The sequence below is a fragment of the Algoriphagus aquimarinus genome, from assembly GCF_007997215.1.
GTDB classification, from domain to species: domain Bacteria; phylum Bacteroidota; class Bacteroidia; order Cytophagales; family Cyclobacteriaceae; genus Algoriphagus; species Algoriphagus aquimarinus_A.
On the sequence record NZ_VORW01000016.1, the window covers coordinates 74362 to 98871 of the forward strand.

General features: G+C 40.6%; 19 protein-coding genes and 1 pseudogene. 11 read left to right on the forward strand and 9 right to left on the reverse strand.

Annotated features, from left to right (window positions below; genetic code table 11):
- Positions 1–67: 67 nt before the first annotated feature.
- The 3 genes from ESV85_RS17290 to ESV85_RS17300 all read left to right on the forward strand — a co-directional run bounded on the left by ESV85_RS17290 (position 68) and on the right by ESV85_RS17300 (position 3659).
- Positions 68–868: an N-acetylmuramoyl-L-alanine amidase gene (locus ESV85_RS17290; protein WP_146919811.1), complete on the forward strand. Its 801-nt coding sequence runs from the start codon at positions 68–70 to the stop codon at positions 866–868.
- 292 nt (positions 869–1160) lie between these two features.
- Positions 1161–2756, forward strand: coding sequence for an acyl-CoA carboxylase subunit beta (locus ESV85_RS17295; protein WP_223276035.1), 1596 nt, complete (start codon positions 1161–1163; stop codon positions 2754–2756).
- A gap of 57 nt (positions 2757–2813) precedes the next feature.
- Positions 2814–3659 (forward strand): transglutaminase-like domain-containing protein, encoded by an 846-nt coding sequence (locus tag ESV85_RS17300; protein WP_146919815.1) that lies wholly within the window; start codon positions 2814–2816, stop codon positions 3657–3659.
- Here ESV85_RS17300 and ESV85_RS17305 read toward each other — a convergent pair.
- A complete protein-coding gene (locus tag ESV85_RS17305) occupies positions 3653–4231 on the reverse strand; it encodes a redoxin domain-containing protein (protein ID WP_146919817.1) in 579 nt (192 codons plus the stop codon). The two genes, ESV85_RS17300 and ESV85_RS17305, sit on opposite strands and share 7 nt — an antisense overlap.
- The gene (locus ESV85_RS17310; RefSeq protein WP_146919819.1) at positions 4232–4861 is read right to left on the reverse strand and encodes a 4'-phosphopantetheinyl transferase family protein; all 630 of its coding nucleotides are present in this window, start codon (positions 4859–4861) and stop codon (positions 4232–4234) included.
- A 35-nt stretch (positions 4862–4896) separates the two neighbouring features.
- Between ESV85_RS17310 and ESV85_RS17315 the strand changes: the two genes are divergently transcribed.
- From ESV85_RS17315 to ESV85_RS17335, 5 genes are read left to right on the forward strand one after another with little or no spacing between them, the layout of a single operon-like run.
- Positions 4897–5811, forward strand: a complete 915-nt coding sequence (locus ESV85_RS17315) for a WD40 repeat domain-containing protein (protein ID WP_146919821.1) — start codon at positions 4897–4899, stop codon at positions 5809–5811.
- A 3-nt stretch (positions 5812–5814) separates the two neighbouring features.
- Complete coding sequence (locus tag ESV85_RS17320; protein WP_146919823.1) at positions 5815–6759, forward strand: DivIVA domain-containing protein; 945 nt, start codon at positions 5815–5817, stop codon at positions 6757–6759.
- Complete coding sequence (gene folB / locus ESV85_RS17325; RefSeq protein ID WP_146919825.1) at positions 6759–7124, forward strand: dihydroneopterin aldolase; 366 nt, start codon at positions 6759–6761, stop codon at positions 7122–7124. The genes ESV85_RS17320 and folB overlap by 1 nt, the downstream gene beginning before the upstream one ends.
- On the forward strand, positions 7117–7980 hold the full coding sequence (locus ESV85_RS17330) for a ChaN family lipoprotein (RefSeq protein WP_146919827.1): 864 nt from the start codon (positions 7117–7119) through the stop codon (positions 7978–7980). The genes folB and ESV85_RS17330 overlap by 8 nt, the downstream gene beginning before the upstream one ends.
- A gap of 2 nt (positions 7981–7982) precedes the next feature.
- Positions 7983–8438 carry a DUF4268 domain-containing protein gene (locus ESV85_RS17335; RefSeq protein WP_146919829.1) on the forward strand — a complete coding sequence of 152 codons (456 nt, stop codon included), beginning with the start codon at positions 7983–7985 and terminating at the stop codon, positions 8436–8438.
- Between the two features lie 236 nt (positions 8439–8674).
- On the opposite strand, the gene ESV85_RS17340 is transcribed toward ESV85_RS17335, so the two are convergent.
- The 4 genes and pseudogenes from ESV85_RS17340 to ESV85_RS22785 form a co-directional block, all read right to left on the reverse strand.
- Complete coding sequence (locus ESV85_RS17340; protein ID WP_146919831.1) at positions 8675–9673, reverse strand: sialidase family protein; 999 nt, start codon at positions 9671–9673, stop codon at positions 8675–8677.
- A 61-nt stretch (positions 9674–9734) separates the two neighbouring features.
- On the reverse strand, positions 9735–10877 hold the full coding sequence (locus tag ESV85_RS17345; RefSeq protein ID WP_223276034.1) for an acetylxylan esterase: 1143 nt from the start codon (positions 10875–10877) through the stop codon (positions 9735–9737).
- Between the two features lie 283 nt (positions 10878–11160).
- A complete protein-coding gene (locus tag ESV85_RS17350; RefSeq protein ID WP_146919835.1) occupies positions 11161–12954 on the reverse strand; it encodes a hypothetical protein in 1794 nt (597 codons plus the stop codon).
- Between the two features lie 397 nt (positions 12955–13351).
- A pseudogene (locus tag ESV85_RS22785) lies at positions 13352–13540 on the reverse strand (IS1595 family transposase); the annotation flags it as partial.
- A gap of 231 nt (positions 13541–13771) precedes the next feature.
- Here ESV85_RS22785 and ESV85_RS17360 point away from each other — a divergent pair.
- Both ESV85_RS17360 and ESV85_RS17365 read left to right on the forward strand, forming a co-directional pair.
- On the forward strand, positions 13772–16858 hold the full coding sequence (locus tag ESV85_RS17360; protein WP_146919837.1) for a SusC/RagA family TonB-linked outer membrane protein: 3087 nt from the start codon (positions 13772–13774) through the stop codon (positions 16856–16858).
- A 45-nt stretch (positions 16859–16903) separates the two neighbouring features.
- On the forward strand, positions 16904–18649 hold the full coding sequence (locus ESV85_RS17365) for a RagB/SusD family nutrient uptake outer membrane protein (protein WP_146919839.1): 1746 nt from the start codon (positions 16904–16906) through the stop codon (positions 18647–18649).
- 258 nt (positions 18650–18907) lie between these two features.
- Here ESV85_RS17365 and ESV85_RS17370 read toward each other — a convergent pair whose 3' ends face one another.
- Positions 18908–20743, reverse strand: coding sequence for a metallophosphoesterase family protein (locus tag ESV85_RS17370; protein ID WP_191322043.1), 1836 nt, complete (start codon positions 20741–20743; stop codon positions 18908–18910).
- A 17-nt stretch (positions 20744–20760) separates the two neighbouring features.
- On the reverse strand, positions 20761–21840 hold the full coding sequence (locus ESV85_RS17375; RefSeq protein WP_146919842.1) for a phosphatidylinositol-specific phospholipase C1-like protein: 1080 nt from the start codon (positions 21838–21840) through the stop codon (positions 20761–20763).
- Between the two features lie 252 nt (positions 21841–22092).
- Here ESV85_RS17375 and ESV85_RS17380 point away from each other — a divergent pair, with 252 nt between their 5' ends.
- Positions 22093–23910, forward strand: a complete 1818-nt coding sequence (locus tag ESV85_RS17380; protein ID WP_146919844.1) for an alkaline phosphatase — start codon at positions 22093–22095, stop codon at positions 23908–23910.
- Positions 23911–23918: 8 nt separating this feature from the next.
- Here the strand turns inward: ESV85_RS17380 and ESV85_RS17385 are convergent, their stop codons facing one another.
- Positions 23919–24110 (reverse strand): hypothetical protein, encoded by a 192-nt coding sequence (locus ESV85_RS17385; RefSeq protein WP_146919846.1) that lies wholly within the window; start codon positions 24108–24110, stop codon positions 23919–23921.
- Between the last annotated feature and the right edge of the window lie 400 nt (positions 24111–24510).

The following is a 24510-nucleotide window of genomic DNA, read 5'->3' on the forward strand; positions in this document are numbered from 1 at the left end:
CTGCACTGTTGCTTACGCTTTATTTAATTTGAGTGAAATTTCGTGTAAAGTTAATTTTATTGCCCTCATGGAACGGTCCAAAAACAAAAAAATTCTTCTTAGTCTGATTTTATGCATTCCCTTGGTGTTTGGCGGATTTATCAACAACGAAACGATGATGCCGAAGTTTCGGATGAAAAAAATCGTTCTCGATGCCGGACACGGTGGAAAAGATCCAGGTAATGTAGGATCAAGGTCGAAGGAAAAAGATATCAACCTAGCTGTAACTCTGCTGGTTGGGAAATATATCAAGGAAAATATGCCTGATGTGGAAGTAGTCTATACCCGTAAGGATGATAGCTTTCCTACGTTGAAAGAAAGGCCTATGATTGCAAATAATAACAAAGCAGATCTATTTGTCTCCATTCATTCCAACTCAGCTCCAAACAAATCTGCCTTCGGGACAGAAACATTTGTGATGGGTACCAAACACTTTGATGCCAACTTTGATATAGTAAAGAGAGAAAACTCTGTAATCCTCCTAGAGGATAATTACGAGGAGAACTACGAAGGTTTTGACCCTTCTTCTCCTGAATCCTACATGATGTTCAACTTAATGTCAAAAGTTCACTTCGAGAATTCTGTGAATTTGGCGGATAATGTAGAAACACAATTCAGAGAGCGGGTAGGTAGAAAAAGCCGTGGTGTAAAGCAAGGTCCATTCTATGTCCTTTGGACTCCATCTATGCCATCAGTTTTGGTTGAGCTTGGTTTCCTTTCTAATACTGAGGAAGAGAGATACCTAATGAGTCAGGAAGGTAAAGAGTACATGGCTTCAGCGATTTATAGATCGATCAGAGATTATAAGGAATCGATTGAGAAAAATTAATCCCTAGTTTTCTCATAGTTACTTAGCCCTTTTTCATGTATGGAAAAGGGCTTTTGTTTTAGGGACAAAAAACACTCAGCAACACCAAGTTCACTTTATGTTAGTATAGTAGTTTGTGACAGAGATTTCTGGATGACTTTTCTAAGACTGAATACTGCGAAAGGGACTGTTCGCTATTTTCAGGATTGTTTTTTTTAACTTCGAAATTAAACTATCCCTTAGGTGCGATAGTTTTGATTACTAAACCCAAAATTGACTAATGAGAGCAACTACCGGAAATTTTAATCCAAGTATGGAAAATTTACTTCAGAATTTACAGGCTAAATACGAGCAAGTAAAGCTGGGAGGCGGGGCCAAAAGAATAGAAAAAGAACATGCAAAAGGTAAGCTCACTGCACGTGAGCGGATTGATTATTTACGAGATAAGAATACTGATTTTTTAGAAGTTGGAGCATTTGTAGCCGATGGAATGTATGAGGAGGAGGGTGGATGTCCGTCTGGCGGCGTGGTTACCGGGATTGGCTATGTCAGCGGAAGAATGTGCATGATCGTGGCCAATGATGCGACGGTAAAGGCTGGAGCATGGTTTCCGATGACAGCTAAGAAAAACCTACGTGCACAGGAAATCGCTATGGACAATCAAATCCCAGTTATCTACTTGGTGGATAGCGCTGGAGTTTTTCTGCCTATGCAAAATGAGATTTTTCCGGACAAAGAGCATTTTGGTCGTCAATTCCGAAACAATGCGAAAATGTCTGCTATGGGAATTATCCAAGTTGCTGCGATCATGGGCAGCTGTGTGGCAGGTGGGGCATATCTCCCTATTATGTCAGATGAGGCGATGATCGTGGATAAGACGGGATCTATTTTCTTGGCAGGTTCTTATCTGGTGAAGTCAGCCATAGGAGAGACAATAGATAATGAGACACTAGGAGGAGCAACTACGCACTGCGAGATTTCCGGTGTGACGGACAATAAGTACGATACAGATCAGGATTGCTTGGATGCGATCCGTAAGATTTTTGATAAAATAGGACACAATCCCATTGCAGGTTTTGACCGGGCTGAATCTAGAGATCCTGGGATGTCAGGAGATAAACTTGTAGATGTTTTTCCTACAGAGCGCGTGAAGCCTTATGATATGCTGGAAATCATAAAGGGTTTAGTAGATGCTGGAGACTTTGATGAATACAAGGAGGACTATGGTAAAACGCTGATCTGTGGAACCGCTAGAGTTGATGGTTGGGCAGTGGGGATAGTGGCTAATCAGCGAAAGATCGTCAAAACTGCCAAAGGCGAAATGCAGATGGGTGGAGTGATTTACTCAGACTCAGCAGACAAGGCAGCACGATTTATCATGAATTGCAATCAGCGTAAAATTCCCTTGGTATTCTTGCAGGATGTGAGTGGATTTATGGTAGGAAGTAAAGCTGAGCATGGAGGCATCATCAAGGATGGAGCGAAAATGGTGAACACCATGGCGAATTCAGTGGTACCGAAATTTACCTTTATTCTAGGCAATTCGTACGGAGCAGGAAATTATGCGATGTGCGGAAAAGCCTATGATCCTCGGCTGATTTACTCTTGGCCTACAGCTCAGATGGCGGTGATGTCAGGAGCAGCAGCAGCAAATACGCTTTTGCAAATCAAGGTTGCCGGTTTGAAGAAAAAAGGTCTGGAAATATCTCCTGAAGACGAGAAGGAATTGCTAGACGAAATCACTTCCAAATACAACGAGGAGTTGAGTCCTTACTATGCAGCGTCAAGACTTTGGGTAGATGGAGTCATCGATCCTCGGGAAACTAGAAAGGTGATCAGCATGGGGATAGAAGCTGCAAATCATGCTCCCATTACAGAAAGATTCAATGTAGGAGTGATTCAGACTTAAGATATTTTTTAGTATCTTATTTTACGGTTTTATTCCATTAACCTTTGCCTTTTGACTATGAGTGATTTGACACCCGGAGAATTAAATGCCTTGGTTTCCTTGTTGGATGATTCTGATCGTGAAGTGAGAATGCACGTGCGGGATCGGATAACTTCTCTTGGAAATGAGATTATTCCATTTCTGGAAAAAAAGTGGGAGAGTAGCTTCAATCCGGATATTCAAAAAGAGATAGAAGAGTTGGTTCACGATCTTCAGTTTTCATTATTGAAAGCTCGATTGACAGACTGGAGAGATACGGATGACCGAGACTTACTCACTGGACTCTGGATTATCAATACCTACCAATATCCAGATTTGGAATACTCCAAGCTGAATGCCGAAATGCATCAGATTTACTTCGATGTATGGACTGCTTTCAAAAATGATCTGACTCCTTACGAGCAGGTGCGGGCAATCAACAATGTCTTGTATAATACGCTTCGATTTTCAGCAAATACCAAGAATTTTCATTCTCCTGCCAATAGCATGCTCTCGTCTGTGCTGGATTCCAAGCGTGGAAATCCACTGACTTTATGTTCTATCTACCTGCTGGTAGCGAAGAAACTTGGGTTGCCGATTTATGGTGTGAATCTCCCAAATCTCTTCGTACTTACCTATAAATCAGCTGATATCAATTTTTATATCAATGCTTTTAATAAGGGTTTGATATTCAGTAGAAAAGATATTTTTAACTACTTGGAGCAATTGAAGATCGACCCTAAGGAGGAATACTTTGAGCCTTGTGCACATCTTCAGATTATGCTACGGATGTTCAGAAATCTGGAAAACGCCTTCGAGAAACTAGGGGAATCAGATAAAGTGCAAGAAATACAGGAGCTTATTACACTGCTAAACTCTCAATAGGTACGTAGGTTGCAGCCTACGGCTCTGGCTTGGCCTGGACTTGGAGCTTCGCCCTTTAATAAAGAGTCCATCGCCCTGTCTAGGTACTTTGCTGATACGGCAGTTTCCGCCTGTGGATTGTTGTCTATTGCACCTCTGTAGCTGATCGTATTTCCATTGCCTCCGGGAGTAATCAGCAACACCTCAGGAATTTTGGTGATTTTATAGAATTTACTGAGCACTTGATTTTCATCTATCAAGTAGGGCATATTGATGTCCGATTGATCAATGTAGGTGCGCAGCGTGGTTTTGTCTTCTTCGTTTCCGCTGACTTCAGGGTTCACTAGAATAAAAGTAAAACCTTGACTTTGGTATTTGCTTCGCAAAGCAATCAATCGAGATTCATACAGTTTGGCAAAAGGACATGCCAAACTATGGAAAATCAGTACTAAGCCTTTTCCCTTCACCTGAGACTGAATATTGATGACTTTGCCCGTGACTGCATCAGTTAGATTTATTCCTTCTAGGCCTTGAGCAGAAAGAGATACAGAAGTGAAAAGGAGAATAAGGAATAATAAGCTAAGTTTTTTCATTTACCAGATAGTGTAAGTGAGCACAACATCCGAGATCACCCGAACTTGTACTGTGTAATGATGATCCGTAAAGTCCGTACCTCGGATCTTACCTTTGATGATTCCAGTTTTCGAGTCAAATGGTTCTAAAAGTATATTTTCCCTGAAGGATACACCTCTTTTTCCCTGACACTTAAAGATAGATTCTTTTGCCGACCATGCCATCGTGTAATCCAGTGGGTCTTTTGCCAGAAAATCTAATTCTGATTGGTCCAGAAACCGGAATCCAATTCGTAATATTTTTTCCCGGATCAAGTCCATATCAATTCCGACTGGATTGTCGCGATGATAAATTGCCCCTGCATAGCCCATCGTGTGCGAAAGTGACATATATCCATGCCCGTTCATCGTTTGAGATTTACCATGTTCATCTTTGAAAAAGCCTGGATAAGGAATGTGCAATACATCCAAAGCATCCCGGATTGCCATGCGGGCTGTGGCCCATTCTCGCTTTTTTTCCTGATGAGAAATATTGGCGTAAGATAGTTTTTCACGAAAGCTCAGGAAATCCAGCTCATTTTCATCCTGAGTTTCGATAATCTTGATAGCTAAAGCCGAGGAAGAATCTATTTTCTCTATTTTTGTTTGCATAGGCCAGCAGGGCACCCAAAGTCTCCGTCCAATATATGTCAAAAATAGAAGTTAATAAATTACAAACACTAACCGGGCACAATGACTGCATCTATGCACTGACAGAAGGCTGTGATCCCCGATATTTTTACACAGGAGCTGGAGATGGAATGGTGGTGGAGTGGGATCTGGATCATCCTAAAGATGGCAAGTTGATCGCGAGACTTCCACACTCGGTGTATGCACTATCGGTAGACTATAGCCGAAACTTGCTTTTTGTGGGGCATAACTTCGAAGGTATCCATGTCATCGACCTGAATGAAAGCAAGGAAATTTGGTCGCTGAAACTGACTGATAAAGCGATTTTTGATATCAAAATATTCGGCGATGAAGCTTATATTGGTACAGGAGATGGAGTGTTGATCGTAGTGGATATCAATTCCAAAACGATAAAGAAACATATCAAGCTGAGCACGAAGAGCATTCGAGTCATGTCTTTGGCTAAAGATAAACGTCAGCTGGCTATTGGCTTGAGCGATCATACAGTGAAGATTCTAGATTTATCAAACGATTTTCATCCGATTGCTAATTTGACTGGACATACCAACTCAGTTTTTGCACTTTCTTATTCCCCGGATGAATCAATTTTGGTGAGTGCAGGAAGGGATGCACGATTAAAATTTTGGGAAACTGACAGCTATTCTCTACAAGAAAACATTGTGGCACATTTGTATGCCATTAATTATTTATATTTCAAGGAGGACGGAGATCTCCTAGTCACCTGCTCCATGGACAAATCGATAAAGATTTGGGATGCAGGTGAGAAAAAACTCCTCAAGGTCATCGACAAAGCAAGAAATGCAGGCCACGGCACTTCAATAAACAAGGTAATTTGGAGTAGCTATCAAGGCAACGTCATTTCCGTGTCAGACGACCGTACTATTTCTATTTGGCAAATCGAAGCGAATTAACACATGAAGATCACACCAGCAGCCATTCGGCAAAAAACCTTTGAAGTTGGATTCAGAGGATATGAGAAAAAAGAAGTAACCCTTTTTTTGGATGAAATCAGTGAAGTAGTCGATCAGCTTCACAAAGAAAATATGGAGCTTAAGACTAAGCTTCAAAATACAGAAGCTGAGGCAAAGCGTTTAAAGGATGTGGAGGAGTCTCTTTTCCGTACCCTGAAAACTGCAGAAGATACTGGAGCAGCGATCATAGTCGAAGCCAATGAGGCAGCTGATTTGATTGTAGCGGATGCCAATGAAACTGCGTATAATGCTACCAAACATATAGATCAGATGGTAGCTGACTCTAGAAGACAGGCCGAAGAGCAGGCTGCAGCACTTATAACTGCTGCTGAGGTCAAAGCAAAAGAAACTATCGTACAGCTGCGGGAAAGCATGCAGGGCTTGGTGCGTTCATATGAAGGGCTAGCTGAGCAAAGAGAATCTATGGTAAAAAGCCTGAGAAGAATAGCTCAGGATACTGCCAATCAAATCGATCTTTCTGAAGCACATTTTTCCAGAATCGATGCTAAAGCGCACGCTCGTGCTATAGATGAACTGAGTAGATCTCAGACTTTTACTTTTGGCAATTTGGAGAATCTCGGGTATGAAGAAGAGATTATAGATGAGGAAATCGAAGAGAATCTAATGGCTGAGATGGAAGTTATCGAAGAGGACCTAGAACTTGAAGAGCACGATTCTACGCCTGATTTGGAGATGGAAATCAATGAAGATGAAATAGAGGATACCAAGATGCAACTGGAAGATGAAGCTCTTGAAGAAGATATAGAAGAACTGGAAGAGGTGAAGCAAAAGCCAATCGTAGAGGAATTAAAACCACAAGCTTCTCAACCAAGACATACCGAAGATCCGAAGAACCAATCGGGATCATTTTTTGACCAATTTGACTAATGGGAAAAGTAAGTCTCGAAGGGATTGAATTTCATGCGTATCACGGTGCATATCCAGAGGAATCTATTCTAGGGAATCGCTTCACGTTGGATCTTGAACTGGAAACAGATTTTCGCCAGGCGATGCTTCACGATGATTTGAGTGCGACCGTGGATTATTCCAAGTTGTACAAACTGATCAAAGCCAGAATGGATGTAAAGGTGAAGCTACTGGAGCATCTAGGCCATGTGATCGTGACAGATATTCTGGAAGCATATCCTAACACCACCAAAATTAGGTTAACACTTAAAAAGCATCACCCCGCACTGGGTGGATTAGTAAGTTTCTCCTCTGTGCAAATTCAATATCCTGAAGATTATGCGTAATTATTACTTAGCAGTCCTATTTGTCTTGGGTTCGTTTGGAACGAGCAAAGCTCAGGGTGAGGCCTACCAGTTTTTTAACAATAAAGGAAAAAAAATAGACCTCCAAAATGTGCTTAAACAAGCAAAGGATGCAGATGCTGTTTTCTTTGGAGAACTCCATAATAACAGCGTGGGTCATTGGTTGCAGTTGCAAGTTCTGAAAGGATTGCAGGCAGAAAACCCTGATCTTGTCGTAGGCTCAGAGATTTTTGAGCGCGAAGATCAGCTGAACTTGGACGAATGGTTTGCCAATCAAATAACAGAGAGTAATTTCGAAGGAGAGGCGAATCTTTGGAAGAATTATAATACCGATTACCGTCCTGTTTTGCGCTACGCGAAAGAGAAAGGACTGAGATTTATAGCGACGAATGTTCCGAGAAAATATGCTTCTCTAGTCAGTAAGGCTGGCTTAGTCGCTTTGGATTCACTATCGCCTCAGGCGAAGAATTATTTCGCAAAGTTGCCAGTAGTAGTGGATATGAATATGCCAGGCTATTTGGCTATGAAGGATATGATGCACGGAGCACCGGGGAATTCTGACTTTATGATTCAGGCTCAGGCATTGAAGGATGCTACTATGGCTGAGTCGCTTTTTGAACCTCTTTCCAAAGGAAAAAAGGTATATCATATCAATGGTTCCTATCATTCCAAAGATGGAGAAGGTATACTTTGGTACCTGAAAAAAGAGTTTCCAGCTATTAAGATTTTGAATATTCACATGGTGACTCAAGACCAAATCGACAAGCTGGACGATGCGAATGCAACTTCTGGTGAGATTATTCTTGTCCTACCAAGCGACAGCCATACAACCTATTAGTCTTGTACAATAAAGCTGAAACATCGAGAATCCGTTCGGAATTTTGGATTGCTTTCGGGCAATACATGAAGCCCATCCCGAATGCAGAGGGAAGAAGGATAAATTGGCCTAATTACAAGACGGGTGTTCGTGACATTTATTTCAGGATGAAAGCCGAGCGTGACTTTGCGTCTATAGGAATTGAATTAGGTCACCATGACGAAGAATTGCAGGAACTGTATTTCGATCAGTTTGGGCAACTTCGTAAGATCTTGGAGTCAACTCTAGACGAGGAATGGAGCTGGAAACTACATCAGGTCAATGAATTTGGGCAGACGGTTTCTAGGATAGAGAAAATATTACCTGCAGTGAATGTGATGGATGAGATGGATTGGCCAGAAATCATTTCCTTTCTCAAGCCAAGAATTATAGCCTTGGATGAGTTTTGGGAAATGGTAAAGCCCGGGTTTGAGAGTTAGTTAGTTGGTTAGTTTCAAACCACGGTGGACGCAGAGAATTACGCGGAGGGCACAAATTCATGCAATTTATCTGAATTCGTAAGGATGCAGATAATCTCTATTAGGTCATGTATTTATGCTAATTCGGTATTGTATATGGTGTTTAAAAGCATGAGAGGGAGAGCGACATCATCGCTCAATATGATTCTAGTCCATCAGAATTTTCTTATGCGAATCAATCGAACAGCTCACTAAAATCAGATGATTAAAGCCACGTGTTTTATCTTCTCGCGATTGTAAGTATATGAGATGTGGATCGTCCCATCCTTCGCCTGAATGATAGCTGGGTAACTGAACTCACCTTTAGGGTGATCCTCCAACACATATAATTCTTCCCACTTTACTCCGTCCATGGACATCATCAGAGAAAGCTTGTTTCTACCGTTCTTGATAGGATTGCATAGCAATAATTGTATCCCACTTTTTAATGTTACCGCATCTATTCCTGAATTGTTATGGATCAATCCTGTGGATTCTACAGTAGACCAAGTTTTACCATTATCCGAGGACCAAGTCGTTCCGATCACATCTTCTTGAGTTCTGGCGAGCATTTGAAGTTTTCCATTTGGATAAGTTAATATCGTTGGCTGGATTGCATGAAAAGCGCCGTTGTCGATTTCTATCTTTTTCCAATTTGTGATATCAGAAGTAGTAGTTTCCACATGCATACTCCAAATGCCATTTGTTTCGAAGCTGCTTGGGTGGAGAAGTGTGCCGTCCGACAAAGTCACGGCTTTGTTCTTGACGGGGCCCAGCATTCCAGGGGGAATTTGAATGGCTTTAGACCAGGTCTTTCCTCCGTTATCTGATGTTTTGTATAGTCCCCACCATTCTCTTGGATTTGGACCTTCTTTGTAGAAAAGCACGAGTTGTCCATTCGGATTCTGGTAAAGGACTGGGTTCCAAGTAGGATTTCGGAAGTCTTTGTTTTCCACTCCATCAGCTACCATTTTGGGAGTAGACCAAGTTCCTTTTTCTAAAAGAGAAGTATAAATACTTACATCAGGATGTCTTTCGTAACTCCCTCCAAACCAGGAAGCCATTATTCCTCGGTCTGTCTCCACTAAGGTGGAAGCATGACATGAAGGGAAAGGCGCTTCTTCATAGATGAATCCAGAGCTGAGGATTTTCACAGTTGGTTTGTCAGGTTTAGGGAAAAAGCTGAAGAGAGATAAAATGAAAAGTAAGGTTTGCATGAGCTAATTATGGGTTTGATTAAATAAGATACTATTTTGAAAAAGAGGTGGTGTCCGGTGCTTACCTGATTTGCTTCCACTGAATTTCAGCAAAATCTATAAAATGTTCCCAATCCTCCCAGGTTAAATTATGCTTGCCTTCACGGATATGATAGCCTGCGAAAGGTTGAATGATAGGTGAGCCTATTTCTTCAAAAGCTAATGGGAAGTTAACCTCCTGATTGTAGATCTCAGAATAAATCCGCGATCCCAATTGCATGGAGATGTACTCACCTTTTGGGTCTGACCATTGATCTCCTCTAGCACTGGCGAAATACAGCGCACGTGGCGCAATTAGTGCAGCTAGCATGTGCTGATCCACCGGCAAATCTTCTTCTTGACCGTTGTAGGCTGTAAAGTTATCTGTAAACCAATGAGGAAAACTGGTGTTGATTACAGCCACTGTTTCTCCATATTTTCTTCTGGAAATTGCAGCACCGCCACAGCCTGATTCATTTGGAAAGGCCACTGACCAGCGCGTATCATTCGCGGCGGCCCAAAGTGTCGTTTTTCCAGCTCGTGAATGACCAGCCAATGCAGATTTTCTAGTATCAAATATTGGATCCTGCTGGAAATAATCCATTGCCCGCATTGCTGCCCACGCCCAAGCTCCAAAAGTTCTCATGCCATCTGCCTTGTCCAACTCTTCGGGATAAAGTGTATTTAGAATTCCTTCAGAGAATCTTTCGGCATCATCCGGAGCCACCGTCTCTCCATGAAAGGATGCTGTAGCATATCCTCTATCAATCAACTCTGAAACTGGCCAATAACCTTCCTCTACTAGCTTTCCATCTGCATATTTGGGTTGATAATTGATTAGTAGAAAAATTGGGAACGGACCTTTTCCACTCTTGGGAAGAAACACGTTCAGGCGCATCGTGTGCGATTTTCCATTTCTGGATACTGTTATATTCACTTCTTTTAGAATGGCTTTTTCCGGATATGGATTTTGGCTTTCCTGCACTTCTGAATATAAAATATGATCAAAGTCACTCGGGATATTTCCATAGACATGTTCTCGGAAAAGATCCAGAATCTCAAGTCTGCGAATCTCTTCCCAATCTTGCTGTGTGCTGATTAGCTTGCCTCTGAGACTTACAAAAATGTCTGGAAGCGTGATGTCAGGAACCTTACTTTCGTCGTAATTAGCGTTATGCTGGGCCATGGAAAATGAATTGTTGACTAATAAAAAGAAAAGAATCAGATAAGTTTTAAATGCCATGAATCGGAAGTGATGTGAATTCTAAGGATTTGGAATAAGTAAGAGTAATTTATTAAAAACTAATGAATTACTGTCTTTTGCCAAAGTTTATGAGTTTGTGTCCGGCATTTTCCCTAATAATTTAAACATTCCCTGAATTCAACAAATAGGTCTTTTACCCTATTTTCTAAAGTAGAAATACTTGCTGATTGATGAAGCTAGATAAGCTATGAACGAACTGCTGAACTCAATTATAATTGATCAAATCTGGAGCAGACACATAGGTGTCTGATTTTCTGAACCTTAAGTTTTTGCGAAAGCTAAAAGCGAATTTGGAATTTCCTTCGTCATCCGTAGGGATATAGGTTCCTTTTATTTCCATGGTTCCGAAGATCAGGTTTTCATTTCGCACTCGCATCCCAAGGCTGATTCCTGTATAGTTTTGATATTGATTTTCGCAGCTAGGACATTTCAATTTGGCCCAATAAAAGGAAGTGAAAGGAGCTACCCTAAACCCAACCAAAGACCAAGGAGTAAAAAGGCTCGACTCAAAGCCTAAAGAGTATCTTTTTGTAGCATCCACTTCTTCTACGCGCAATCCGGGAATAGTATTGCCTCGGATCGTCAACCAGTCATTGTCTACTCTGTCAAATAATTTTGTATAGAAAGCCGAAGCGGAATTCCTGATTTTGTATTTGCCTATCGAGAACGCTTGAGTATAGAATGTGCCTCCAGCCTGTAGCACGCCATCTTCCCAATTACCACTTCGAAAATAGCTAGCTGCATTCAGGGTCAGTTCGTAAAAGCTTCCGCTTTTTGAAGCTCCTTTATAGTTGAAATTAACTCCTGCATAAGGTCTAGAAACCGATATCGTGTTTATGTATCCCACGGTAGTGGAAAGGTTGTAACCAAAGGGAATGTCCTCCGTCCGGCCAAAACCATAGACATATTGGGTCTTTAAGAAGTCCTGTTGATAAAGGCTGAATTCTGCTAGAATTCCCTTGCTGTCATGATATCTGCGCTCATCCATCACTTCCTTTTGTTCTGGCTGATTCACAAAATCTCCATCATAAAGGCGTAAAGCAAGAAATTCCCTTCGTCTATCCTTGAAGGTTTTCTCCGAACCGAAATTGTAGCCGGTCCATACATCCATGATGTTGTATTTGTAATTTAGAAAGGAGGAATCAGGTTTTGATCTTACGTTTCTTGACCAATTCTGGCTCCAACTGGCACCGCCTGCCATTTTGGAATAGGGGGAAACTAAAGGCCTTTCCAGCATGATCCCCGTAGAATATTCGATTTCCTCTCCTTGACTTACCCCTGAATTCAGCTGTGTATAGTAGACCATAAAATCAGCTAAACTTCCCATCAAACTACTTTTGGAATAAGCCACTCCTACACCTGTCTTCGGGCTTCGTTCAAGGTCATATAGCATGTTAAATTCGAAACCTTGAGCCCTTCCATCTACATTGGCATCATATACTTTGAAAAGTGGCGCAGTAGGGATGCTTCCACCTACAGATCCACCAATGCTGAAAATGTCCCGGGTGACCACGGTTAGATCCACAGAGTCAGTTCCATCTACAGGTGTGACTACTATCCGGCTTTCAAGAATAAACGGTTGATCCCTCAGGAATCGCTCATTATCACCGAGTTTGTATGGGTTTAACTGTCCGTTTGGTTTGATGAATAGGTGTTGGCGGATAGTTTTCTCTCGGGTATTTGTATGGAGTTTATTTGCAATTCTACCTACTTTCTGGACTATTGGCTTCTGACGTCCATAGATAGAAAATTCAAACCCAATGGTTTCAACCTCAATATTTCGGATGATCATCCCTGCATAAGGAAGAAATTTTGCCTCCGCTTTTTCTACCAGTACTGTGTCCCTATTAGATTTGGTGATAAAATCCATGCCTTTGTCCAGTGCCTTTTGAGTGATCGACACCTTTGACGTGTCATTCGCATCTTGGGCAAAAATTTCTACACTTATGCCAACTAGTATAAGTAGGGTAAAAAGAGCTTTAAATGAGAATTTAGACACGTTTATTAATTTCTTTTAGAAAAAGAAGGCTGCTTTTTTGGTGCCTTAAAGAATATAGTTGATTTATAGCATTTTCTTTGCCAAGCTTTCAAAGCTTCCAAGAGTTTGGGAAGGAGGTTGAGGGGTGGAGTCGGTTTACAAGAAAATTACAACCCTTCTTGATTTCAAAGCCTAATTACTGAAATCAGAATTTGAGTGTTCATAAAGAACCGGTTCTTCATAGTTTAAAAATAACTTCTATTTATGATTTTAGAAATGCATGGCTCTATATGATTTATGTTTTATTAAATTGTTATATATAGTAGAGAATATCCTTGATACTGTTTTATTTAATTAACGAGGGTCAAATAATTTCATAGAGCTTTATATATAAGTTTATATATTTATTTGTGTGCCCTTATGATTTTGTATAAGGGTAATTTAAGACGAGAACTAATCTGTCAAATATTTTTTCTCCATAATTTCTTCTGTTTAGCTTGTAGGAGAACTCATTGAGGTAGTTCTGAAGATACCTGTAGGTTATCATATAGTTAATTCTTGATAGTTTTATTTTCAGCTTGCTGATTGCTTCTAATACCCATTTTAAGGTCTAAATGGCTACTTTTTTCCTATTTCTATAATAGAAAGCGTTGGTCTATAAATTAATATAATGCTCAACATTTGCCTTTGTATAATTAATATAAGGCTAAAACTCTCTTAACATTATAGCATGGTATATTATTTACTTTTGATTCATAATTAAAAGAAAGAACCTGCTATGACAGGCTCTTTGATAAACTGTATTGAATAATTATCAGTCATCCAACGCTTAAATTTTATGCATTCAAAATTACGATTATCTAAAATCATCTATGCTTCTGCATGTATGGTTATTTGTGCTGGATTAACTACTAATCCATACCCGCTTGTCGCCAAGGGTATTGAAAGGGAGGCGGCATTGAAATTGAATGCCCCGTTTTCCGGTTTAGTTTCCGTTCCACAATTAATCTCCGGTACGATAACGGATGAAATAGGAGCTCCACTGCCCGGTGCAACAATTCGTGTTAAAGGAACTACAAACGGCACAGTAACTGATCTTGACGGGAAATTTTCTATCGATGTTGAAGAAGGTTCAGTTCTTCAAATTTCTTATTTGGGATATATTCTGCAAGAGATTTCAGTGAATGGGCAATCAGAAATAGCTGTCCAATTAGAACCAGATGCCACGCAATTGGATGAAATGGTTGTGGTTGGTTACGGTTCCCAAAAAAGGTCAGACGTCACTGGTGCCATTAGTTCTGTTAAAAGAGAAGATTTCAATCAGGGTGTGATTACGAATCCAGTTGATCTTTTGCAGGGGAAAATGGCCGGTGTGAATATTTCTGCAACTAGTGGTGAACCAGGTGCTACTCAAAATGTGATTATCAGGGGTATTGGTAGTTTGCGTTCGGGCACGCAGCCGCTTTACGTAGTCGATGGCTTTTTGCTCGACAATTCCTCTACAGGAATTGCTTCCAATCCACTAAGCTTCCTTAACCCTAATGATATTGAAAGTATGGAAGTCCTAAAGGATGCCAGTGCAACGGCTCTTTATGGTTCCAGAGCATCCAACGGGGTTGTGGTAATTACCACTAAAAAAGGGAAAGCAGGAGCCACTCAAATGAATTTTTCTGCTTCCACGGCGATGTCGTCCATGTCTAATAAAATTGATGTATTCAGTGCCGATGAATTTCGTAGGCAAGTGGTTGCCGCGGGTGGAGCTTTGGATGACTTTGGAGCTAATACAGACTGGCAGGATGAATTAAGCCAAATTGGTTATTCTAATGATCTCAATTTTTCGATGAGCGGAGCCAACAAAGAGAACTTTAGCTATTTCACTTCTGTAGGATTTCAGGATCAGGAAGGAATTCTGAAGAATAGCGATCTGAAACGTTACTCAGGAAAACTTAACATGAATCAAAAGGCTTTCAAAGGCAGGATGAATGTAGACTACAATTTGACGGCTTCTCATACCGAAAATTTGCGGCCTAGCATTACCTCGACTATAAGTGATATGCTTAGCCTAAACCCTACAGTAGCTCCATACACAGATGGTGAGCCGACGTTGCTGAATACAAATGCATTAAATCCACTAGCTAGGTATAATCTGTATAGTGATCAAGCTGCCAATAACCGTATTCTGGCGACTATTGCTCCCTCAATCGAGATACTGGATGGTCTTACGTACAAGTTGAACCTCGGTGTTGATTACTCCAGCACAGATAGATACCAGCAGTACAAGCCTTATACGGCTGTCATAAATGAGTCGAATATTTCCGACGGTTCGCTCGACGAGGCTATAAGTACAAATGCCAATAAGTTAGTCGAGAATACACTTACCTATAATTGGAATAATTATCAACACAACGTAACCGTATTGGCGGGACATTCTTATCAGACGTTTTTGGATGAAACAAGGATAACTTCTTACCGGGGTTTTGCAGACAATAATATTGAACCTAGGTTCCAAGACCATAACAGTACTAGCGAGTATCCTACTACGGTAAATTCGTCCGCGGTTAAGAACGAGTTGCAATCTTACTTTGGTAGACTGAACTACATATACGCTGATAAATACCTGTTTACGGCTACGTTTCGTGCTGATGGATCTTCCAAGTTTGGTGATAATAACAAATACGGATACTTCCCATCCTTTGCATTGGGATGGAATTTAAGCAAGGAAGCTTTTATGGCCAACTCTGTTTTCAACAACCTAAAAGTGCGTGCAAGCTGGGGTAAAACTGGTAACCAAGAGATTCCTTCCAAGATCACAAAAGCCAGTTATTCAGAGGATAGATTAGCAACAGGAGGCGGCAGTCTTAGTACTTATCCAATTGATACAGATGCCAATTCATTGGACGGTTACCCGTATGGAATTGTATTTACACGTTTGGCAAATCCAAATTTGCAATGGGAAGTATCTACTCAAGTTGATTTGGGAATTGATTTCTCAGTCTTTAATAGCCGATTGACAGGTACGTTGGATTATTTCAACAAAGTGTCTTCCAATATCTTGCTCGAAGTAGTTCCTGCCGACCCTGTACAGCCTACCTCTACCTATTGGAACAACATCCAGGATATGAAAATCCATAACTCTGGTTTCGAATTGGGCTTGGATTACACTAGCGATATGCAGAGCAACTTCTCCTATACTATTGGAGGTAATGTTACTTTCATTAAAAATGAGGTGAAAGATTCACCCTATTCGGTATTGACCACTGGCGCAGCTCAAGGTGCTGGTCAGACAGGCGCGACTATCAACGGCTATATCAATAATGAGCCTATCGGTGCATTCTACATGCTTCAGTTTGATGGGATTGGAGAAGATGGGCAGAACAAGTTTAAGGATATCAATGGAGATGGTGCAGTATTGGACAATGATCGTAGTGTGGTGGGAAGTGCAATTCCAAAATTCATCTATGGTTTTCATATGAATTTTAAGTACAAAGCTTTTGATCTAGGGTTGAACTTTAATGGTACATCAGGAAGCAAGATTTATAATCATACGGCCATGTCACTGTTCACTAAAGCACAATTATCCAGATCAAATAACGCAACGGATTTCGCCGCTGAGTTTCCTGAGGAGTCGTTTAACAATTCCAATACTGTTTCAACTCGCTTCTTAGAGAATGGCTCTTTCTTTAGATTGAACAACGCTACGCTTGCTTATAGTCTGAATACAGAAAAGATCGGTCTGGAGAATGTGTTTCAAAATGTCCGATTTGCATTGACAGGCCAAAACTTATTTGTAATCACAGATTATTCAGGATTTGATCCTGAAGTAAATACTGGATCCACTTCAGCTGGAATTCAAACTTTTGGTATAGACCGTTTTACCTATCCACGAGCAAGAACATTTTCGCTCAGTCTTAATTTAATGTTCTAAAAAGAAAATTGATGATTATTAAATCATATAGAAAAGCACACTAAAATGAAAAATATAAGATTTCACAAAATACTCCCGATAGTTGCACTTGTATTCGCATTCATCGGTTGTACAGACTTAAATGAAGAAATTCTAGATGAGTCCTTGACCGGAACTGGCCAAGCGGAAGTTGTCAGTGGATCCATCGCTCCCGTCTATGGTATGCTCCGTCAGGTATGGTTACACACAGTTAATTTTGGACTTCAAGAGGTTGCCTCAGATGAAGGTATCCTTCCCTATCGTGGGGGTACGGATTGGTTTGATGGAGGTAAGTTTATTTCGGTACATCAGCATCTTATGACGCCAAGTAATGGCTTGGTAGGAGATGCTTGGACCTACATTACCCTGACATTATCTAGGGCAGTTTTGGCAGAGGAAAGACTGAGTTTAGAAGTTGAAAATGGGAATACAAACGCCCAAGATGCACTTTATGAAATGGTAGCCATGAAGGCCTATCTTAATATGCTGGCTCTTGATAATTGGGGGCTTGTTTTCAAGAAAAACGCATCTAGCGAAACATCAGAACTTCTTAGGGGACAAGAGGCGATCACTTATATTGAAAGCGAATTATTGTCTGTGGTGGACGTGATTAAAAGCGATAAGGGACCTGGTAGATTGAACAAGCATGCTGTAAGTGCTTTATTGGCCCGTTTATATTTGAATGCTGCAGTTTATCGAAATCCATATGGCACACCTGACTTTCAATCAGGTGATATGGATAAGGTAATCCAATACACAAGCAATATTATCGGTGGACCGTATTCTTTGTCCGCAGAATATTTTGAACTGTTCAATGACGATAACTACACGAATTCCGAAATCATATTTTCTCTTGATCAAAGAGGAGTTCTTGCGACAGAGCACAGTAGATGGGCTTACTGGCCTATATCCGGCGATCTAATTCCAAGACCGGAATTTCCAAACACACGTGGAACCGATGCGGTAGCAGTTACTCCTGATTTTTATCAGACCTGGGTAGACGCTTATGGAGATGTGGATCCAGCTGACGCCGATGCTCGTTTTTTCCAAGAGAATACAATTATCCCTGAGAATCTTAAGGATCTTACAGGAGTGAACCCAACCAATGATTCGGATCATTTCTATTCCATAGAGGCCACGGATTTTGAAATAAACAGGGGAATACTTCGCAATATTATTTGGGGTCCTAGAAAAGACGGGGGAGGAAATATTTTGACTGACGATGCGGGTAAAGTAAGGATCTATCCAGTTATCAATAAAAGAAGTAGTGGAGCAAACATTCGCTATGTTGACCATACGCTCAAGGTAGATTTCACAAACGAGGGTAGCTTACATAATGCGGGATATCGATTCTCAAAATATCAGTTTAGCCATACAGCTCCCAATTGTTGTAGCTACAGCAGCGTTGATTTAGTCTTGGTTCGTTTGGGCGAGATTTACTTGATGCGCGCTGAGGCTAAGTTGAGAAAAGGTGACAATGCTGGTGCTCTGGCAGATATCAATACCTTGAGAACTTCCAGAAATGCACGTCCGGCACAGACACCAGCGGCATTGAATGCTATTGATCTTGATATTTTATTCCGAGAAACTGGATTTGAACTGTATTGGGAAGGTCATAGAAGAAACTATCAAATACGATTCGGGAAATATGAAGGCAGTTGGACGGAAAAGAACAATACCGATGTCAACAAAAGGTTATTTCCGATTCCTCAAAAAGCGATTGACGGAGCATCAAACGAAGATGGATTCTTAGTACAAAACCAAGGTTACTAAAACCCATTAACCTATAATACCAAAAGCCGATGGGGATTTCTCATCGGTTTTTTCGGTTATGGTTGTTTTTATACTCGCAGTGTGCACGGCGTCCCGATATCGGATACGAAGAGGTGGCGTTGTCCTGCTTCTCCAGAAGCAGGGGTTAGTAGTTTTTTATTTGTATCAGAGTTTTTTAAATAACTCTTATTGGGAATAAGGTATTTGTGGAGACACAAACCGAAGGAACTAGGCATTGATTACTTCAATTTCAACTACCTAATCTATTCTTTCTATCATGTTTTTTTCCAGATCAATACTAAAGTGATCAGAAGGAAGAGAGTCAAAAAGCTTTTGGAAAATGCCAAAGAACTGCACGAACTCAGTATTTAAATTGGTTTCCGCACTGTAAGTTTTCTTTGATACAGAAGAAAGAAACTCTTTATAAAAAATAATTCTATCCTCCGAAATCAGTCTTTTTCCTATTTCATCACCATTTTTCAAAAGATAAAAATCATCGATGATCTTTTGATTGTCTGGATTGGAAGAGGTTTGTTTTTTTATGGATTCAAGTTTTTCATTCAGAAAAAAATCCCCGTCTTTTTCATTCATTTGGCCCCAGTCCAGTAGTTCTTCATTGCTGATTGATTCCAAAAGTAAAGCAAGATCGGCTGGCCAATCCGAAGGAATAAATCTAGATTTTGTCAGCTCCAAAAGATGATTTCTGGTGTACTCAAAGTAATCCTTGGAAGCTAGAATTGTGCTGTCCCAGATTCCGGGATCTTGCTTTTCCAGAAGCCAGTTATGCTCCATTCGGTAGAGATCAAAAAACTCGTTCATGTGATCTACTTGTGTGAGCGAAATTGTTTCGATTTCCAATTGCGAAATATTGGTGGTTTTTAAAATTTTGTACGCAGGCGGAAAAGCTGCCAGAGAAGGCACTTGAATATTATACATGATATTGGTTGGGTCTTGGTAGAGTCCCGTGTCATTGATGTGCATGTGCCCAGCGAAGTGTATTTTGATGCCTGCTTCAGAATAAAGTTTGCTCGTCTCAGGAGTAGGAACTCGTTCAAGTTGAAATTTTCTTGATCCGAAAAGCGACTTCATCTCGTCAGAAGCCCCATCATGAAATTCCACTAGTGGATAATGGCTGAAAGAGATCAAGGTTTTACCACGCTTTTCAGCTTCATTGGATACCTTATTGATCCAGTCTAGCTGATGGATCTTATGCATAGATGCTTGATTAAAACCCACGGATGATCCCTTCCAATTTTCGCTAGACTCTGCACCGGTATGAGTATAAACATTCCCGTCCAGAGCTAGTAGCCAGATTCCTTCTACAGGCTCGACCACATAGCTGGCGTCTGGCAAAAAAAGCCCTGAATTTCCCGCTTGATACATTCTCCGTTCCAGAATAGCCGAAGCTTTCGCTTGATCAAAAGTGTAATTATCGTAATCGAGTTCCTGAAATGGATGAGCCCAGAAAATGTCTTTTTGGCTGGGGAAAAACCCATGATTTCCTAGCGCTTTGGTTATTTCCGGATATCCCCAATAGTTGATCTGATCAGATTTGGCAATATGGAAAGAAGAAAAGAAATCCAAAGAGCCCGCAATTGCTTGCTCAGATCCATCAACTCCGAGAAAATCACTTTTCCCTGCTATTCCACCAAAAGGCTTGACTGGATCGTGATTTCCGGTGGTCAGGAAAAATCGCATGCCCGATTCCCTAGCGTACTGATCAAGAATTTTCTTCAATGCCAATACATTCATCGGCTGTCCGTCATCCGTGAAGTCGCCTGGAAGCACTACTATTTTGATTCCTTTTTCCTTCAGATCTTCCAAGGCGCTGATGAAAGCAAAATAGGTTTCATTGAAAAGTCGTGTGGAATTCAACTGGCTTTTCATCGTTCGAATCGTGGCGAATTTGCCAGTGGCTGGATTGAAGACGCCTTTAAACTCTTCTGACTTTAGATCGGCATATACGTTTTGAAGATGGATGTCAGAGAGAAAAGCGATTTCGTTCGTTTCCGTCTGGGCTTGCAAAGTAGTATTGGTGCAGATTAATTGTAATGCAACCCCAAGGATAGTCGGAAGAATGTGGTTTTTATTCAAAATGGGGAGATGTGTTTCTAGTTCTTGACCAAAACAGGATTAGGTCTTTCGTATCCTTGTTCTTCAAAAATAACTTTATAATCAGATTTGAAGAACGTGGAAGGCTGGTAATAATCCGTAGAAATTACTTGTGCTCCTGAGGCTTTGGCTTTTTCAAATGTGGAGAAATCATTAGCTCTTGCTTCTTTCGTATCTGAATCCGCGCGAGTCCTTATCATGTAACCTTTTTTGACTAGCTCTCTGATATAGGCCTCATCTTTCACTGCATTATTTATTATCCTAAATCCAGCAGTAGAATTGCCTTCCTTTTTGTTTACAAAAAGCACTGCATCTTTCAGTTCTGGTTTTGCACTCAGGTATCGATCTGTTTTCTCTTCGTTTTCATCAAGCACAAAAAGAAATTTACCTCTAACATTATCGACATTTGGCCAGTTTCCGGCGAGTACAGCTGTTTCCAAATTTGCATATTTCCCTTTCACCATATCTGGTGTGATCAAATGATCCATTCCCAAATGTGTTCTGATTTCCAAATCAATGCTATCCAAAGCTGCTGCCGTAAAGGGAAGGGTGGGACGGGTGCCCGGAATATTTCCATCTTTTGCATTGATCAAAATAAAAATCGGATAATGATCAGGATTGCTTTCGCTCCACTTTTTAAGCGCTTGCAGTGCATCGGCAAAGAGTAAATAGTGAGATTGAAAATCTAGATCCTGCACATGAAACATCTTTAATCCAGGTTTAGAAAGCGCATCGTTAGGATCATACTCAGGAAGGGTTCCTCCGCTTGCTTTGATGATTTCCAAGCCTTTCGGGTTAGAAAATTTTCCTCCTTCAGGATCATGATATACATCAAGTTCAAGATTTCTAAGACCAAGATCGAGCTGAGACTCTAGAGGAATATGGGCGTATTCTAAGCTCTGCGAAGCAGATGGGTTCACTTTGGCTAAGTAGGTAAGCAGCTCTGGAGCCATTTGACTTTTGTAACTGTTATGACTGCCGATTACCTGAATCTGATTTAGCTTGAGGTTTTGGGCGGAAAGTTGTAGCGAAAATAATAAGCTTAAAAGCGTAATAATGAAGCTCGGTGTGGATTTCATAGTATTAGGATTAAGAAGCAAGATTCATTTTTTTGAAATGAAATTCTGAAATATTGTTTCACGTTTTTGTTATGATTTCAAAATGGGAGAGAAAGCTATAAATCCTTGTAATTGACTTAATTTCAAGGTGCTGAGAATTTCAGTCGCTTCATTTATTCATGTATAATGAATCCATACTTTATCAATATGTTAAGCCTTTGCTTTTTCATTTTAGAGTTGCCTTAAATCCTATCTAATGGGCTATTTTTAGGAATGAATAAATTTATTTCAATTCCGCTTTTTCTGCTTCTGCTAGTTACTTTTCAGCTTTCTGCCCAGAATTCAGAGAAATTTCAAATCCACTCTCACAACGATTATTTACAGACTGTCCCTTTTTGGACGGCATATTCAGCAGGAGCATCGTCTATCGAAGTAGATGTGATTTTGAAAGATGGTAAACTGATGGCAGCACATGAAGCCGCTAGCATCGATCCAAAGCGAACCATTGAAAGTCTTTATTTAGATCCTATCGCTGAGGGAATGAAAAATGGATTGATAGGCAAGATCAACTTTCATTTGCTAGTAGATCTCAAAACCGAGGGATATACTACACTGGAAGTACTGGAGGAAAGTATGAAGAACTATCAAGATGTTCTCTATTCTGAGGATAATCCTGGAGGATTGAAATTGATAATTTCAGGAAATAGACCAAAGCCTGCCGACTATAAGAATTACCCCTCATGGATGCTTTTTGATTACCAGAGCATGGAATTGACAAAAGATCTACCCTGGGACAAAATTGGGATGGTGAGTCTGAGCTTTCGTCAATTTTCCATCTGGAATGGAAAAGGGAGAATGGTGGAGGAGCAACGAGTAAAGCTTCAGGACTTCATTGAACTAGTTCATAGTTTTGATAAGCCAGTCCGCTTTTGGGGTTCTCCGGATAGCAAGTCTGCCTGGAAGGCTTTCCATGAAATGGGAGAGGATTATATCAATACCGATCATCCGATTGAGGCAGCAGATTACTTGAATAAGTTGGGTGAAAATATCTATCAAAATACTTCAATACATGAGATCTACCAGCCGACTTTTGAAGCAGACGGAGCTGAAATGCCTGTGAAAAATGTGATTTTGATGATAGGGGACGGGAATGGATTGGCACAGATATCCTCTGCATTGTTTTCTAATGGAAATCAACTCAACCTTACTCAGTTGAAGAACATGGGCTTGATCAAAACTCAGGCGGCAGATGATTTTACTACTGACTCTGCTGCAGGAGCAACTGCCTATGCGACTGGTGAGAAAACAAATAACCGTGCGATAGGAGTTGATACGGAAGAAAAATGGCTAAGTAATTTGCCAGATATTCTTTATGAGTATGGATTCTCAAGTGGAATCATCACCACAGATCAGTTGACTGGAGCTACTCCGGCATCCTTCTATGCACATCATCCGGAGCGCGATGATTCTGATCAGATTGCAGCTTATTTATCAACAAGTAAATTGGATCTATTCATCGGTGGGGGAAGAGATTCGTTCGAAGCCCAGCTTGAAAACCTGAAAAGCGCAGGATTTACCCTAGTTGAAAGTTTAGAACAGACTGAGGCAGGTCGTGTTGGCTATTTTGCAGCAAAAGGCTCTCTGCCAAAAAAGTTGGATGGGAGAGGCGATTTTTTGTTAAACAGCACAGCATTCGCACTTGAATTTTTCGATCAAAAAGGGGCTCCATTCTTCTTGATGGTGGAGGCAGCAAATATTGATTCGGGGGGACATTCCAATAGTACTTCAACGATTGTTTCTGAAATGCTGGATTTTGATGAGGTAATCGGGAAAGTGATTCAGTATGTGGATACGAACCCAAATACCTTATTAATCATCACTGCAGATCACGAGACAGGTGGAGTGTCCATTCCGCAGGGAGATATAGCTTCGGCAACTGTGGAATTGGCTTATCATAGCGATGACCATACCGGTATAATGGTTCCGGTATTTGCCTATGGAGCTCATTCAGATGACTTCAGAGGAGTATATGAGAACTCAGCCGTATTTCACAAGGTCATGAACTTAGTAAAACGATATCACCAGAAATAACCTTCTTCTTACCTTCTTCCTGCTATAGTAAAAGGAAGCATAAAGAGGTTTCTGATAAAGTCAAACGATAGGTCTACAGCAAAGCCCAAAAGTCTAAAAGGAAGCAAAATCAACCAGAAGATAGGATAAAGAAGTAAGCCTATGATCGCCAATGGCCAGCATAGCACGAATAGAATACACCAGAGTAGGAAGCTTATCATATTTTTTGTTTAGAAACCTAACTTCAATACCTGTTCCATATTCGGAAATAGGGCTTAATTGGAAATGAGTGATGATAAGTAATGATTTGCTGTATCAATATCGTACACGAATACCTGTGTTTCGGACAATTTGGAATGCCGGAGAAGTGTCCAACACCTTGTTGATAAATTATCAGAGGGTCTTCTGTCTTTATTTGGTAGCAAAGCATGAAAAAATATAAATTAATTAGTACGAAAGGCCTATTTTTGCTCTGCTTACCTTTTATAAAAAATCACTAGTGTCCGACTAAAGTAAGAATTTCTCAGAGAGGTTGAAAAGAACTTAATCAGAGGAGATTTTTGGGTGAAATTGGAATGTAAGCCCACTAGGTTGGAAATAGGGCCGTTTGGTTGGCTTTCA